The organism is Rahnella sp. AA (assembly GCF_002834385.1).
In the GTDB taxonomy this organism is placed as follows: Bacteria; Pseudomonadota; Gammaproteobacteria; order Enterobacterales; family Enterobacteriaceae; genus Rahnella.
In genome coordinates this window covers 399,947-413,947 of sequence record NZ_PITQ01000004.1, presented here as the reverse complement: position 1 = coordinate 413,947, position 14,001 = coordinate 399,947, and the positions used below count along the sequence as shown (strand labels likewise).

At 54.8% G+C, this 14,001-nt stretch carries 14 protein-coding genes and 1 riboswitch; of the genes, 11 read left to right on the top strand and 3 right to left on the bottom strand.

What is annotated here, in order from left to right; genetic code table 11:
• Window positions 1–34 precede the first annotated feature (34 nt).
• Complete coding sequence (gene yvcK / locus CWS43_RS12885; protein ID WP_101077328.1) at window positions 35–943, bottom strand: uridine diphosphate-N-acetylglucosamine-binding protein YvcK; 909 nt, start codon at window positions 941–943, stop codon at window positions 35–37.
• A gap of 274 nt (window positions 944–1,217) precedes the next feature.
• Window positions 1,218–1,375, top strand: a riboswitch (molybdenum cofactor riboswitch).
• On the opposite strand from yvcK, the gene moaA reads away from it, so the two are divergent.
• The 6 genes from moaA (at window position 1,365) to CWS43_RS12855 (ending at window position 4,926) form a co-directional block, all read left to right on the top strand.
• Window positions 1,365–2,351, top strand: coding sequence for a GTP 3',8-cyclase MoaA (moaA, locus tag CWS43_RS12880; RefSeq protein ID WP_101077327.1), 987 nt, complete (start codon window positions 1,365–1,367; stop codon window positions 2,349–2,351). It overlaps the preceding riboswitch by 11 nt.
• Before the next feature lie 31 nt (window positions 2,352–2,382).
• Window positions 2,383–2,895 (top strand): molybdenum cofactor biosynthesis protein B, encoded by a 513-nt coding sequence (moaB, locus tag CWS43_RS12875; protein ID WP_101077326.1) that lies wholly within the window; start codon window positions 2,383–2,385, stop codon window positions 2,893–2,895.
• A 2-nt stretch (window positions 2,896–2,897) separates the two neighbouring features.
• On the top strand, window positions 2,898–3,401 hold the full coding sequence (gene moaC, locus CWS43_RS12870; protein WP_101077325.1) for a cyclic pyranopterin monophosphate synthase MoaC: 504 nt from the start codon (window positions 2,898–2,900) through the stop codon (window positions 3,399–3,401).
• Window positions 3,398–3,643 (top strand): molybdopterin synthase sulfur carrier subunit, encoded by a 246-nt coding sequence (gene moaD / locus CWS43_RS12865; RefSeq protein ID WP_101077324.1) that lies wholly within the window; start codon window positions 3,398–3,400, stop codon window positions 3,641–3,643. Before moaC ends, moaD begins: the two co-directional genes overlap by 4 nt.
• A gap of 1 nt (window position 3,644) precedes the next feature.
• The gene (moaE, locus tag CWS43_RS12860) at window positions 3,645–4,097 is read left to right on the top strand and encodes a molybdopterin synthase catalytic subunit MoaE (RefSeq protein WP_101077323.1); all 453 of its coding nucleotides are present in this window, start codon (window positions 3,645–3,647) and stop codon (window positions 4,095–4,097) included.
• 118 nt (window positions 4,098–4,215) lie between these two features.
• Window positions 4,216–4,926 (top strand): Bax inhibitor-1/YccA family protein, encoded by a 711-nt coding sequence (locus tag CWS43_RS12855; protein WP_101077322.1) that lies wholly within the window; start codon window positions 4,216–4,218, stop codon window positions 4,924–4,926.
• Between the two features lie 516 nt (window positions 4,927–5,442).
• On the opposite strand, the gene mdtG is transcribed toward CWS43_RS12855, so the two are convergent.
• Window positions 5,443–6,648: a multidrug efflux MFS transporter MdtG gene (gene mdtG, locus CWS43_RS12850; protein ID WP_101077321.1), complete on the bottom strand. Its 1,206-nt coding sequence runs from the start codon at window positions 6,646–6,648 to the stop codon at window positions 5,443–5,445.
• 377 nt (window positions 6,649–7,025) lie between these two features.
• Between mdtG and rhlE the strand changes: the two genes are divergently transcribed.
• The gene (gene rhlE, locus CWS43_RS12845) at window positions 7,026–8,429 is read left to right on the top strand and encodes an ATP-dependent RNA helicase RhlE (protein WP_101077320.1); all 1,404 of its coding nucleotides are present in this window, start codon (window positions 7,026–7,028) and stop codon (window positions 8,427–8,429) included.
• A gap of 60 nt (window positions 8,430–8,489) precedes the next feature.
• Here rhlE and CWS43_RS12840 read toward each other — a convergent pair whose 3' ends face one another.
• The gene (locus tag CWS43_RS12840) at window positions 8,490–9,137 is read right to left on the bottom strand and encodes a metalloregulator ArsR/SmtB family transcription factor (protein ID WP_101077319.1); all 648 of its coding nucleotides are present in this window, start codon (window positions 9,135–9,137) and stop codon (window positions 8,490–8,492) included.
• 120 nt (window positions 9,138–9,257) lie between these two features.
• Between CWS43_RS12840 and CWS43_RS12835 the strand changes: the two genes are divergently transcribed.
• From CWS43_RS12835 to pbpG, 4 genes are all read left to right on the top strand, one after another.
• Complete coding sequence (locus CWS43_RS12835) at window positions 9,258–10,703, top strand: MFS transporter (RefSeq protein WP_101077318.1); 1,446 nt, start codon at window positions 9,258–9,260, stop codon at window positions 10,701–10,703.
• A gap of 58 nt (window positions 10,704–10,761) precedes the next feature.
• Window positions 10,762–11,691: a tRNA dihydrouridine(16) synthase DusC gene (dusC, locus tag CWS43_RS12830; RefSeq protein ID WP_101077317.1), complete on the top strand. Its 930-nt coding sequence runs from the start codon at window positions 10,762–10,764 to the stop codon at window positions 11,689–11,691.
• Between the two features lie 158 nt (window positions 11,692–11,849).
• Window positions 11,850–12,749, top strand: a complete 900-nt coding sequence (locus CWS43_RS12825; RefSeq protein ID WP_101077316.1) for an MBL fold metallo-hydrolase — start codon at window positions 11,850–11,852, stop codon at window positions 12,747–12,749.
• A gap of 227 nt (window positions 12,750–12,976) precedes the next feature.
• Window positions 12,977–13,915 carry a D-alanyl-D-alanine endopeptidase gene (gene pbpG / locus CWS43_RS12820; RefSeq protein ID WP_198555826.1) on the top strand — a complete coding sequence of 313 codons (939 nt, stop codon included), beginning with the start codon at window positions 12,977–12,979 and terminating at the stop codon, window positions 13,913–13,915.
• Window positions 13,916–14,001 lie beyond the last annotated feature (86 nt).

Sequence of the window (14,001 nt, the reverse complement as noted above, 5' to 3'; positions counted from 1 at the left end):
TGTCTTTATATTTTCAGAATCATTTTCTCAGCACTCAGTGCATCTTTTGCAGTGCTTCTTCCACCGCCATCCTCAACATATCTCGGTCATGGCGATACGGAATATCGCTGGCTTCCAGCGGGCTTTGAATAATCAAATGCGCTTTGGCGCTCTCGCCCAGTGTGGCTTTCGGCCCGACAATCGCGGCGTCAGCGCGACGACCAATGCGTTTTTCGATCATGCCCAGTTTGTCGTCAAGCGTCAGGGATGCTGCGGCAACGCTCAGCTCTTTCCCCAGATTCCCGATATACACGATATGCGCACGGCTGCGGCGCAGGGCGGTGGTGAGATCTTCCATCAGCAACAGCGGCATCAGGCTGGTAAAGAAACTGCCGGGGCCAATCAGGATAAGATTCGCTTCGGCAATGGCGTGCAACGCTTCGCGTGTGGCCGGAACCTTTGGTTCCAGCAACAATTCACGGGGGATTTGCGTCAGCTTGTCGACATTCACCTCGCCATGAACCTTTTCGCCATTGGCGTCAATGGCCGCCAAATCCACAGGTTGTTCGGACATCGGGATCAGTTCGGCATCCACTTTCAGCAGGCTGCGCACCAGGTTAATCGCTTCCAGAGGGCGAACGGTCAGGTGATCCAGCGCGCGCAGCATCAGGTTACCCAGATTGTGGCCATCCAGTTCGCCCTGGCCGCTGAAGCGGTATTCGAACATGGCAGAAGCCAGGCTTGGCTCGGTAATCAGCTGGTTGAGGCAGTTGCGCATATCGCCCCAGGCGATGCCGCCCACCGAACGGCGGATGCGGCCAGTCGAACCACCGTTATCCGTTGTGGTTACGATGCCGGTCAGCCGCGGGCCCAGCGAAGAAAGGGAAGACATCACGCGGCCAAGCCCGTGCCCTCCGCCCAGTGCTACCACCCGGTCAAGGTCAGCTAATGTTCTGTTACGCATATCGGCCCCTTTAAGGCGGGTGAAAAGTGGAATGATGAGATTTCTTGCGGGGGATTTTACCTAATTTTGCAACAGGATGTTATCACTTCGCAGTACTGCGGAGTGACTCTCAGAGTATTCAAAACCAAGCGCTTTTATCCTTGAAAATGCTCTCTTTTGTCGCGAAAAATCGTTATATATCAAAATGCATAACGAAAAACCACCTTGGCGTTCCAGACTTTGCGGCGTTAGAATATCCTCCGTTACCCGAATTCTTCATCGTTCTGCACTGAACGTGTTGAATCAACTCCTAGCCTTTGTTCCTAAGTTGCCTTTCTGACGTTGTTCCCACAGAAACAATATGGAGCTCTGGCCGTGACAATCAGTCACCAGGGTGCATGGCAGAAATGCCCGCATCTCCCGTATTTGGAAAGGTGTTTAGGTGCTTCAACTTACTGATGCTTTTGCCCGCAAGTTTTATTACTTGCGGCTGTCGATCACTGATGTGTGCAATTTTCGTTGCACCTATTGTCTGCCGGACGGTTACAAGCCGCATGGCCACAGCAATAAAAGCTTTCTTTCGCTCGATGAAATCCGTCGGGTCAGTCGCGCGTTCGCCAATTTGGGAACGGAAAAGGTGCGTCTGACCGGTGGTGAACCGTCGTTGCGCCGCGATTTCTGCGAAATCATTGCGGCGGTACGCGAAAACCCCTCGATTAAAACGCTGGCCGTGACCACCAACGGTTACCGCATGGCGCGTGATATCAGCAAATGGCGCGATGCCGGGCTGACAAACATTAACGTCAGCGTCGACAGCCTTGATGCCCGCCAGTTTCACGCCATCACCGGGCAGGATAAATTCCGCGAGGTGATGGCCGGAATTGACGCTGCGTTTGACGCCGGTTTCAGCAAGGTCAAAGTCAATACCGTGCTGATGCGCGATGTGAATCATGCCAGCCTCAACACCTTCCTCGACTGGATTAAGACCCGTCCGGTTCAGCTGCGTTTCATCGAACTGATGGAAACCGGCGACGGCGGCGATCTGTTCCGCAAACATCATGTTTCCGGCGAAGTCCTGCGCGAGCAGCTTGTCCGTCAGGGCTGGCAGTTGCAGATCCGCTCACGCAGCGATGGCCCGGCGCAGGTGTTCAGCCACCCGGATTATCTGGGCGAGATCGGCCTGATCATGCCGTATGAAAAAGACTTTTGTGTCAGCTGCAACCGCCTGCGCGTGTCTGCGATCGGCAATCTGCATTTGTGTCTGTTCGGCGAGCAGGGCATTCCTCTGCGCGATTTACTGGCCGACGACCTTCAGCAGGACGATTTGATGGACAGGATCCAGGGTGGTCTCAGCCGTAAAAAACAAACGCACTTCCTGCATGAAGGCAATACCGGAATTACCCAGAACCTGTCGTTTATCGGCGGCTGAGTCCGGCATTAATCGTTTAAGGAGCAAACTGATGAGCAAAGCCAGCAAAGAATTTTTGCCTTTATCTGTCGCGATCATGACGGTTTCTGACCGCCGCACCGACGCGGAAGACACCTCCGGCCATTACCTGAAAGAAGCCGTAACCGAAGGCGGCCACCACGTCGTGGCACAGCAAATTGTTAAAGAGAGCATTTACAGCATTCGCGCCGTGGTTTCTGCGTGGATTGCAGATGAAAAAATTCAGGCCATTTTGATCAACGGCGGTACCGGTTTTAATGCCGGGAATAACACGCCGGAAGCCCTGAAGCCGTTATTTGACCGTGAAATTGAAGGTTTCGGCGAGCTGTTCCGCATGGTGTCTTTCGAAGATATCGGCACCTCGACCATTCAGTCACGCGCCATCGGCGGTATTGCCAATCAGACGGTGATTTTTGCCATGCCGGGATCAACCCGCGCCTGCCAGACCGCCTGGGAGAATATCATTGAAGCGCAGCTCGACGCCCGTCAGGGGCCGTGCAATTTCACCCCACATTTGAAGAAATAAGCATGTCTGAATTAACCCACATTAATGCGTCCGGTGATGCCCACATGGTGGACGTTTCCGGCAAAGCCGAAACGGTTCGTGAAGCCCGCGCCGAAGCCTTTGTTGAGATGGCGGTAGAAACGCTGGCGATGATCATCAACGGCAATCATCACAAAGGGGATGTGTTTGCTACCGCACGCATCGCCGGTATCCAGGCTGCCAAGAAAACCTGGGATCTGATCCCGCTGTGTCATCCGCTGTTGCTGACCAAAGTGGAAGTTAATCTGGAAGCACAGCCGGAACATAACCGCGTTCGTATTGAATCCCGTTGCCGGCTGAGCGGCAAAACCGGCGTGGAAATGGAAGCGCTGACTGCGGCTTCCGTCGCCGCGCTGACCATCTACGACATGTGTAAAGCCGTTCAGAAAGATATGGTGATCGGCCCGATCCGCTTGCTGGAAAAAAGCGGCGGTAAATCCGGCGACTTTAAGGCGGAAAGCCAGGCTGAAGGTAAGGTGGAAATATGATCGACATTTTATTCTTCGCCCAGGTTCGCGAGTTAACCGGGACGTCCAGCCTGCAATTGCCGGCTGATTTTTCCACTGTGGAAGATTTGCGTAATTCCCTGACAGGACGCGGCGACCGCTGGGCGCTGGCGCTGGAATCCGGCAAATTGCTGGTGGCGGTCAATCAGACGCTGACCACGATGGCACATCCGCTGGCTGCGGGTGATGAAGTGGCCTTCTTTCCGCCAGTGACCGGGGGCTGAGATGGACAGGACAAAAATCATTGTCGATGCCGCCCCGTTCAGCGTGGGTGAAGAGTACGACTGGCTGGCGCAATCGGACGCAGACGGCGCGGTGGTGACCTTCACCGGCAAAGTGCGCAATCACAATCTGGGCAGCCACGTCACGGCGCTGACGCTGGAGCACTATCCGGGCATGACCGAAAAAGCGTTGGCGGAGATTGTTGAACAGGCGCGCGCACGCTGGCCTTTGCAAAGTGTTTCTGTTTATCACCGCGTCGGGCCGATGTATCCGGGCGATGAAATTGTGTTTGTCGGCGTCACCAGCGCTCACCGTGGAATGGCGTTCGAAGCCAATGAATTTATTATGGATCAGCTGAAAACGCGCGCACCGTTCTGGAAGCGCGAGGCGACACAAGAGGGCGACCGCTGGGTTGATGCCCGTGACAGCGATAAAGTCGCGGCGGCTCGCTGGTAAATAGTGGCTCAACCGCACTGACTCCCTCCATGCTTTTCTCGCCAACTGTGATACGCTTTAAAAAATCGGGAGGCCATTTTGGCCTCATTATTGTCCTCCATGCAAAAGGGTAATCATCATGGATCGATATCCACGTAGTAACGGTTCAATTGTTGAACGCGCAAATACGGGCATTCAGGCGTACATGGCGCAAGTGTATGGCTGGATGTTCTGTGGCTTGCTGCTGACGGCATTTGTTGCCTGGTATGCTTCCGGCTCGGAAAAAATCATGAGTTTTGTTTTTTCCAGCCAGATTACTTTCTTTGGTTTGATCATCGCCCAGCTGGCGCTGGTTTTTGTGATTTCCGGCATGGTCAACCGCCTGAGCGGGACGGTCGCCACCGGCCTGTTCATGCTGTATTCCGCCCTGACGGGGCTGACGCTTTCCAGTATTTTCCTCGTCTACACCGGTGATTCCATTTTCGGGACATTCATCGTGGCCGCGGGCATGTTTGGTGCGATGAGCGTTTACGGTTACGTGACTAAGCGTGATTTAACCGGCATCGGCAGCATGTTGTTCATGGCGCTGATTGGTCTGGTTCTGGCATCGCTGGTTAACATGTGGCTGAAAAGCTCGGGTCTTGCGAACATCATTTCCTATGCAGGCGTACTGATCTTCGTCGGCCTGACTGCCTACGATACCCAGAAGCTGAAAAACATGGGTGCGCAGTTGTCTGAGAATGATCGTGATAACTTCCGCAAATACTCTATTGTCGGCGCGCTGACGCTGTATCTTGATTTCATCAACCTGTTCCTGATGTTGTTACGGATTTTCGGTAACCGCCGGTAATTGTTTTTGATTTCAAACTTTTTGAGAGGGCGCTGAAAAGCGCCCTTTTTTTATGCCAGTGCCGGGCATAGACGGCTTCTTAAAGCAGCTTGAGGAAGTTTCGGTTTTTCAGGCTGCGCCTTGGCTTAACGAAGACCGAGTAAATTTCGGTTTTTCAATGGCGGTGATCGCTTGACTCGCAGCGCCGAAACCGACCAAAAGAGGCCAGGACGGGCCTCTCTTGGATCTCTCGCGTCTTTTTAACTGCGCGCTACCGCTCGCTGGCTATGTTTCAGCAATTCCTGCTAGTGCCGCAAAACCCCGCCGCTGCGCGGTTCCCTCCCGTCGGGTTACAAACCGCGCGAAAAGATACGCGGTTTTCCACCTCTCCATACGGCGCGATTTTTGAAAGCGGCCAATAGCTTATCTAAATTCAAAAACAGAGCGGCGTTTATCTTTTAAGAATGTAATCTGGCGCGGATCAAACATTCTGCTGAACGAAGCTTCAAATGGCTCCAACCCGCGCCGGCTCCGCGATCACGGAATCCTCACTCTCCCCGTCGGCACCTGCCGGAAACTCCACCACACCTGCACGGTGTTAAACAGCACCAGAATCGCGGTCACGATAAATACCCAACGGAATCCGAACAGCGCGGAAGCGCTGGAACCTATCAGCGGCCCGACGACATTCCCGAGGTACATAAACGACTGGTTATAACCAAATATCCGGCCAGTCACCTGATCACTGCTGTATTTAACCAATAACGCCTGTACTGCAGGCATCAGTGCGCCATCCCCAAAGCCAAGCATGAATCGAAGAATACCCAGCTGGGTCGGTGTATTAATCAGCGACATCAGGCAGAACAGCAGGAAGCAAAAGACCAGCGCGGCGATGAGTATCCGGTGCGCGCCGATGCGGTCGCCGAGTTTACCCAGTTTGGGTGCCGCCAGTAATGCCGACACGCCGGGCACGGCGGCAATCACGCCACTGATAAACGCGATATTGCTGGTATCGGACGAAAGCTCACGGATAAACAGCGTCAGGATCGGGCTGATAGAACCGTTCGCCAGCTGAATCATCATGGTTGTGACAAACAAACTGACAATCAGCCACGGATAAGGCAGCGTGGTAAACACCGCTTTACCGCTCAGGCGGTTGGCTTTAGTGACCGGCACCACGCGCTCTTTGATCAGGAAAAGGGTGATCAGGAAACTGATAAACAACATGCCGCTGGTGACGAAAAACACGGTGCGCAGGCCGAGATGGTCAGCCATAAAACCGCCTAACAGCGGGCCGATGATGACACCTGAAACCTGACCGGTGGACAGCGTCCCCAGCGCCCAGCCGCTTTTATCGCGCGGCACCTGCGAGGCCACCAGCGCCATCGCGTTCGGAATGTAGCCGGACGTTAAACCCATCAGCGTGCGCAGAATGAAAAGCTGCCAGACGTTGGTCGCAAAACCCTGCAACATCATGACAATCGCCATGCCCAGTGCGGCGCGCAACAGCATGAGTTTGCGTCCCTTACGGTCAGCCAGGCTGCCCCACAACGGCGCGACAATGGCGGAAACCAGGAAAGTCCCGCTGAACACCAGCCCTGACCACAAACTCAGGGATTCATGAGACGTAACACCCAGCTGTTCGATGTAAAGCGGTAAAAAAGGCAGGATCTGACTCATCGCCATGCCGGTGAAAAAGCACCCAAGCCAGACGGAGATTAAATTTATTTTCCAGGTTTCCATGTTGCAGCGGTGTAGCCTTATGGACAAAAGAGTGAAGTGGAAGAAGCATAGCAAGCTAATTCAGGGATTGGGACGCAAAAAGTGGGAAGCCGTTCATCCGGTTTATAATTGATTATCCTGTGTCAAAGTTTCGGATTATCGCCGCAGATTATGCCGCCAAAAATCGTCACTGAAGTTTGCATTTGTCATGCCCGGTTACAGGACGTAAGCAGATAACTTCGCGCGTCACGGCGTTCTGTGCTAGTATCGGCACAACTGGCGCACTGCAGTTTGTGCCGAATCCTCGTGGTAATGCCTCATTTGCCTCGTCTGATCATCCATTCTTGAAACTGCACCGAACCCCGTTCGGGTTAGAGTGGACTGGAGCTTTTCCTTATATGTCATTTGATTCCCTCGGCTTAAGTGCCGAAATTTTGCGTGCTGTTGAAGAACAGGGCTATCGCGAACCTACGCCTATTCAGCGTCAGGCTATTCCTGTCGTGCTGGAAGGTCGTGACCTGATGGCGAGTGCGCAGACCGGTACCGGTAAAACCGCTGGTTTTACCCTGCCGCTGCTCAATATGCTCAGCCATACCAACGCGCAATTCAAAGGACGTCGCCCGGTTCGTGCGCTGATCCTGACCCCAACCCGTGAGCTGGCGGCGCAGATTGGCGAAAACGTGCAGGCTTACAGCAAATACCTGACCCTGCGTTCGCTGGTCGTATTTGGTGGTGTGAGCATTAACCCGCAGATGATGAAACTGCGCGGTGGCGTGGATGTTCTGATCGCAACGCCGGGTCGTTTGCTGGATCTGGAACATCAGCGTGCTGTTGATTTATCTCAGGTTGAAATTCTGGTGCTTGATGAAGCTGACCGCATGCTGGATATGGGCTTCATCCATGATATCCGTCGCGTGCTGGCGAAACTGCCTGCCAAGCGTCAGAACCTGCTGTTCTCCGCGACGTTCTCTGATGAGATCAAAGGTCTGGCGAGCAAGTTGCTGACCAATCCTGCTTCTGTTGAAGTGGCCCGTCGCAACACCGCTTCTGCACAAATTGAACAAAGCGTTCACTTTGTTGATAAGAAACGTAAAAGAGAATTGCTGTCTCAGATGATCGGTGAAGGCGACTGGAAACAGGTGCTGGTCTTCAACCGTACCAAGCATGGTGCGAACCATCTTGCTGAACAGCTGAACAAAGACGGCATTACTGCTGCAGCAATTCACGGCAACAAAAGTCAGGGCGCGCGTACCCGCGCACTGGCCGATTTCAAAGCCGGTTCAATCCGTGTTCTGGTCGCCACCGACATCGCCGCGCGCGGTCTGGATATCGATCAGCTGCCACACGTTGTGAACTATGAACTGCCAAACGTACCGGAAGATTACGTTCACCGTATCGGCCGTACCGGTCGTGCAGAAGCCACCGGTGAAGCGATTTCTCTGGTGTGCGTGGATGAACACAAACTGCTGCGTGACATCGAGCGTCTGCTGAAACGTGAAATCCCGCGTATCGCGCTGGAAGGTTACGAGCCAGACCCGAGCATCAAAGCTGAGCCGATCATCAATGGTCGTCAGGGCAATGGCGGCGGCGGTCGTGGCGCGCCACGTCAGGGCCAGCGTCCGGGTGCACCGCGCTCTGGTGCTCCACGTTCAGGTGCTCCGCGTCAGGGCGGTAACGGTCAGCGTTCCGGCAACGGCGGCACGTCTGAAAACCGTGGTTCCGGCGAAAACCGTCCGGCACGTTCGCGTCCTGCACATGCAGGCCAGCGTCGCACCGGTAATGCGGGTAGCGGCAACAAATAAGTTTCGCTTACTTTGCAATCAAACCGCCTTAACCGGCGGTTTTTTTTCGCCTAAATCCGGCTAACGGATCACATACGCACAGCGGCGCGCACCCTGCAAAATATGCTCAGTGCGTTCAACGTTCGCCTCCAGCACATCACGGAAGACATCGCGCTCGGCGCGGCAAAAACCCTGACAGGTCGTTGCGGCGGCGCAAATCGGGCAATGATTTTCGACAAACAGATAACTGCCGTCTTCCTGCAATGTCCAGTCCGCCATATACCCTTCGCGGGTGCGGATTGCCGTCAGCCGTTGCAGCCTTTCTTCCAGCGAATTCGCGCCTTTCATCGCCTGCCGGTAATTATCCAGCGTCTGGCTTTCACGCGATGTAATCAGCTGATCCAGCGCGGATTCGCCCAGCGACGTGCGGATAAGCTGAAGAAGTTGTACGGTCAGATCGGCGTGCGCGTCGGGGAAGTGCGCATGCCCTTTGGCGGTCAGTTGCCAGTATTGCGCCGGACGCCCGACGCCCTGTGACACGGCTTTCGCTTCCACCAGACCGTCTTTTGCCAGCTTCACAAATTGCTGCCGCGCCGCTTCGCCGGTTGTGCCCAGCAGATGACCCGCATCGCTGGCCTGCATTTCCCCGCGGGTTTTCAGCAGCGTCATTAAGCGCTCAGCGACGCTTTGCCGGACGTCATTTTTATTTTCCAAGTCGTTGCTTGACATATCGCCTCGCCGGGTTCTAGATTATGTAAAACATATTCCAAGTGATTTCTTGTTTTAATCATACCATAATCACAACGTGCTTCAATGTGCGGAAAACATAAACCAAAGGGACGAAGAGAAATGTCGGAAAGTCAGAGCGGCTGGAAGGATTTATTCAGTGCGGAAAACCGGGGCAGCGCCATTACCCTGAGTGCCGGGGTCGCGCTATACGCCACCAACAGCTACATCGTGATTACGATTTTGCCATCCGTTGTGCAGGATATCGGCGGGCTGGCGTGGTACGCGTGGAACACCACGCTTTACGTCGTCTGCTCGATTCTTGGCTCGGCGCTTTCTGCCCGGCTGATGCGAACTGCCGGACCGCGCGGCAGTTATCTTATGGCGACCGGGATTTTCATCGCCGGTGCTGCGCTTTGTACCGTTGCGCCGAGTATGCCGGTGCTGCTGGTCGGGCGGGGATTGCAGGGGCTGGGCGGCGGTTTCCTGTTCGCGCTGTCTTACGCGATGATAAATCTTTTGTTTAAAGAATCTCTCTGGCCCCGCGCGATGGCGCTGATCTCCGCGATGTGGGGGATTGCGACGCTGGTCGGCCCGGCGGTCGGCGGCATTTTTGCAGAGCTGCACGCTTGGCGCTGGGCGTTCGGTCTGCTTCTGCCGGTCACGTCATTATTTGGCTTGTGGGTCTGGCGGATCCTGCCTAAATCTCAGCGGGAGAAACAGCCGGAAGAACCGTTGCCGCTGATGCAACTGGCGCTGCTGACCGGCGCGGTGCTGGTGGTTTCAGCTGGAAGTTTGTCTTCCCACGGCCTGGTGAACCTGCTGGGATTTGTGATTGCAGTGGTGATGATGCTTATTCTGCGTCATCGGGAATTTACCGCCGACGTCAGGCTCCTGCCGCGTAACGCGCTGCGCCGTTCATCGCCGCTTTATGGCCTGTATTTGGTGATGTCGTTGCTAATTATCGGCCTGGGCTGCGAGCTGTTTGTGCCTTATCTGCTGCAACATTTGCACGGACAGACGCCGCTGGCGGCCGGATATATTACTGCTGCCGCGGCTGCGGGCTGGACGTTAAGTGAAGTCGCCAGCTCAGGCTGGACGGGGCGCCGTGCAGATAATGCGATTGTTTCCGGCCCGCTGATTCTGGCTGTCGGCTTGCTATTATTGCTGTTCACCGTGCCAGTGGCTTTCGGAATGCCGTGGCTGAATATCAGCGGCGTGGTGCTCGGGCTGACGCTGGCCGGTTTTGGCATCGGGCTGGGCTGGCCGCATCTGCTGACCCGCGTGCTGCAACAGGCACCGGAGGAAGATCGCGAAAAAGCCGGTGCGTCGATCACCGTCGTGCAGTCTTTCGCTGCTGCGCTGGGGGCGGCACTGGCCGGAACGGTGGCTAACTTCTCCGGCGTGAATCAGGGCGATGCGGGCGCTGCCAATGCCGCGTTCTGGATGTTCATGTTGTTTGCTGTCCCGGCGTTTCTGGCGGTGTGGATTGCCCTGCGTTCCGTGAGGGCGCGGCAAAGAAATGCGGGCGTGAATGAAACGTTAAGCACCGATTTGTCACAGGGATAATTGCCCGCAGGCGGGCCTTGCGGTAATCTTGCGCGTCATTTTTAAGGGTTGAACTGCGATGCGCGTATTACTGGCTCCGATGGAAGGTGTGCTTGATCCCCTGGTTCGTGAACTTCTCACCGAAGTGAACGACTACGATTTGTGCATCACTGAGTTTGTGCGTGTGGTGGATCAGCTGCTTCCCGTCAAAGTCTTCCACCGCCTGTGCCCGGAATTAGAACACGACAGCCGCACGCCTTCCGGCACGCGGGTTCGTGTACAGCTTCTCGGTCAGTATCCCGAATGGCTGGCCGAAAACGCCGCCCGCGCCACTGAGCTGGGCTCTTATGGCGTCGATCTCAACTGCGGCTGTCCGTCGAAAATGGTTAACGGCAGCGGCGGGGGCGCCACGCTGCTCAAAGACCCTGAGCTGATTTATCAGGGCGCTAAAGCTATGCGAGCCGCGGTGCCTGCGCATTTACCGGTGACGGTAAAAGTACGCCTGGGCTGGGATTCTCTGGAGCGCAGTTTTGAAATCGCAGACGCCGTACAGCAGGCGGGCGCGACAGAACTCACCGTACACGGGCGCACCAAAGAAGACGGTTACAAACCTGAGCGGATTAACTGGCAGGCGATTGGCGAAATCCGCCAGCGGCTGAGCATTCCGGTGATTGCCAACGGTGAAATCTGGGATTACGCCAGCGGTCAGGCCTGCATGGAAACCACCGGTTGCGATGCGGTCATGATCGGACGCGGCGCGCTGAATATCCCTAATCTGAGCCGCGTGGTGAAATACAACGAACCGCGCATGCCGTGGGCGGATGTGATGACGCTGTTGCAGAAATACACCCGTCTGGAAAAGCAGGGCGATACCGGTTTGTATCACGTGGCGCGTATCAAACAGTGGCTGAGTTATTTGCGCAAAGAGTACGAAGAGGCGACAGAGTTATTTACTGAAGTGCGCGTGCTGAAGACGTCGAAGGAAATCGCCGGACGCATTAACCGGTGAGGTCATTTCGTGACGAATGCGCTATGTGAAAGATGAGGGACGCTTTTAAGCGTCCTTTTTTATTGCCCGCAGCATGCCAATTGATTTGAATGATGTGCTGACTTGCAGTATTACTCATGGCAATCGTCTGACAAATCATCACCTTCCGGAGCATAAAAATGAATCATCCTTCTGACGTGACGGGTTCAGTGCCGCAGATCTCAGGCTTGCAGGCACCCGGTTATTACCGGTTAACCGCAGGAGATGCCACGATAACGGCCATTTCTGACGGCGCGTTAAAAATGCCGCTGGATAAATTGCTGACAAATATCTCCCCGGAAAAAGTCGCGCAGCGCATGGCACTGGCCGCGATGACCCCTGAAACGGATGTGTCAGTGAATGCCTTTGTTGTGGATACCGGGGAACAGCGAATATTGATTGATACCGGTGCAGGGCAGTTGCCCGGGTACACGGGCGGTCATTTACAGGACAACCTGCGCGCCGCAGGATACCCGCCGGAAAGTATTGACCTGGTTCTGCTGACGCATATTCACAGCGACCATTTTGGCGGCCTTACGCTGAACGGTACGCCGGTCTTCCCCAATGCACAGGTGAAAGTGTCTCAGGAAGATGCCAGATACTGGCTAGACCGTGACAATTTTGATGATATACCGGAAAGCCGCCACCGTTCATTTCACAATGCTCAGCAGGTTATGGAACGGGTTCGGGCTGCCGGACAGTTGCAGACATTTGATCTCCCGGCACAGGTTCATCCGCTTATCCGGGCATTGCCTGCTCCGGGCCATACGCCGGGCAGCGTGGTGTATTTGCTGGAAAGCGGTGCGGATAAAGTGCTGTTCTGGGGCGATATTATTCACGCCGAACCGGTGCAGATGCAGGAGCCTCATGTGGCCATCCAATTTGATATTGACCAAAATCAGGCTATCCGGACACGGGAAACGGTGCTTGCCGAGACAGCGCGGGAAGGCTATCTGGTGGGTGCGGCACATATCGCTTTTCCGGGGATCGGGCGGGTCGTGCGGTCAGGTGAAGGATACCGTTGGATCGCTGTTTCCTGATCATGTCGCCGCGGGTATTGTAAAGCTCTGTGCAGGGGAACTGCTGAATTTCGGGGCAATCTTACGCAAGTGTTCACTTACTCGCCACTCCACGGTTTGCGGGTGCTTGTGACAGACTTTGTGACAAATAGATTTGAAAATTGCGGGTGCTAAGACTATTCACCTCACTTATAATTCCGCCCGCTGTTCCGACATAACTTTATGACAACTTTCTTAAATACAGAGCAATGCATGTGAAAATCCGTCTTCTGGTTCTGAGCTTATTAGCCTTAAATACAGGCATGTTGTCTGCACCTGCCGCCTTCGCTGCAAAGCACGAGCAGGCTGTCGCCCCCATTGTTCAAATTGCTTCCGGCAGCGCGATGGTCGTGGATCTGAAAAGCCACGAAGTGATTTATTCCCGAAATCCGGATGAGGTGAGGCCGATTGCCTCCCTGACCAAACTGATGACCGCGATGGTGACGCTGGATGCGAATCTGCCGCTGGATGAAGTGATCAACGTTGATATCAGCAACACACCTGAAATGCGCGGTGTTTTCTCCCGCGTGAAACTTAACAGTGAGATTACCCGCCGTCAGATGATCCAACTGGCGCTGATGTCCTCAGAGAACCGCGCAGCGGCCAGTCTGGCAGCGCATTATCCCGGCGGTTATGCGGCGTTTATCAATGCGATGAATGCCAAAGCGAAATCTCTCGGCATGACGCATACCCATTACGTTGAACCGACCGGGCTTTCGCCGCGTAACGTTTCCACCGCGCGTGATTTAACACGGCTGTTGCTGGCTTCCCAGCGTTATCCGCTGATCGACCAGCTCAGTACAACAGCTGAGAAAACGGCGGTGTTCAGCCATCCGGCCTACGCACTGCCGTTCCGCAATACTAACCATCTGATCATGAATCCGTCGTGGAGCATTCAGCTGACCAAAACCGGTTATACCGACGTTGCCGGTCATTGTCTGGCGATGCGCACCACCATTAACGGCAAACCGGTGACGCTGGTGGTGATGGATGCGTTCGGGAAATTTACCGCCTTTGCGGATGCGAACCGTCTGCGCACCTGGATGGAAACCGGTAAAACCGTGCCTGTTCCGCAGATAGCGAAGAACTACCGCAAGCAGAAAGAGCAGCAGAAAACACAGCCATCGGTAGAAGAAGCCGATGATTAAATATCGCCATCCTGCAACACGAATTATTTAGAGTATTCAAGTTGTTAAAACTAAAAAGTCCGGCGCTGGTGCCGGACTTTTGTTTT

Coding starts and splice junctions, on each gene's coding strand:
- CWS43_RS12855 (WP_101077322.1), top strand. CDS start 4,216: ATGGATCGATATCCACGTAGTAACGGTTCAATTGTTGAACGCGCAAAT.
- CWS43_RS12840 (WP_101077319.1), bottom strand. CDS start 9,137: ATGTCAAGCAACGACTTGGAAAATAAAAATGACGTCCGGCAAAGCGTC.
- moaD (WP_101077324.1), top strand. CDS start 3,398: ATGATCGACATTTTATTCTTCGCCCAGGTTCGCGAGTTAACCGGGACG.
- pbpG (WP_198555826.1), top strand. CDS start 12,977: ATGCATGTGAAAATCCGTCTTCTGGTTCTGAGCTTATTAGCCTTAAAT.
- rhlE (WP_101077320.1), top strand. CDS start 7,026: ATGTCATTTGATTCCCTCGGCTTAAGTGCCGAAATTTTGCGTGCTGTT.
- yvcK (WP_101077328.1), bottom strand. CDS start 943: ATGCGTAACAGAACATTAGCTGACCTTGACCGGGTGGTAGCACTGGGC.
- mdtG (WP_101077321.1), bottom strand. CDS start 6,648: ATGGAAACCTGGAAAATAAATTTAATCTCCGTCTGGCTTGGGTGCTTT.
- moaE (WP_101077323.1), top strand. CDS start 3,645: ATGGACAGGACAAAAATCATTGTCGATGCCGCCCCGTTCAGCGTGGGT.
- moaB (WP_101077326.1), top strand. CDS start 2,383: ATGAGCAAAGCCAGCAAAGAATTTTTGCCTTTATCTGTCGCGATCATG.
- moaC (WP_101077325.1), top strand. CDS start 2,898: ATGTCTGAATTAACCCACATTAATGCGTCCGGTGATGCCCACATGGTG.
- CWS43_RS12825 (WP_101077316.1), top strand. CDS start 11,850: ATGAATCATCCTTCTGACGTGACGGGTTCAGTGCCGCAGATCTCAGGC.
- dusC (WP_101077317.1), top strand. CDS start 10,762: ATGCGCGTATTACTGGCTCCGATGGAAGGTGTGCTTGATCCCCTGGTT.
- CWS43_RS12835 (WP_101077318.1), top strand. CDS start 9,258: ATGTCGGAAAGTCAGAGCGGCTGGAAGGATTTATTCAGTGCGGAAAAC.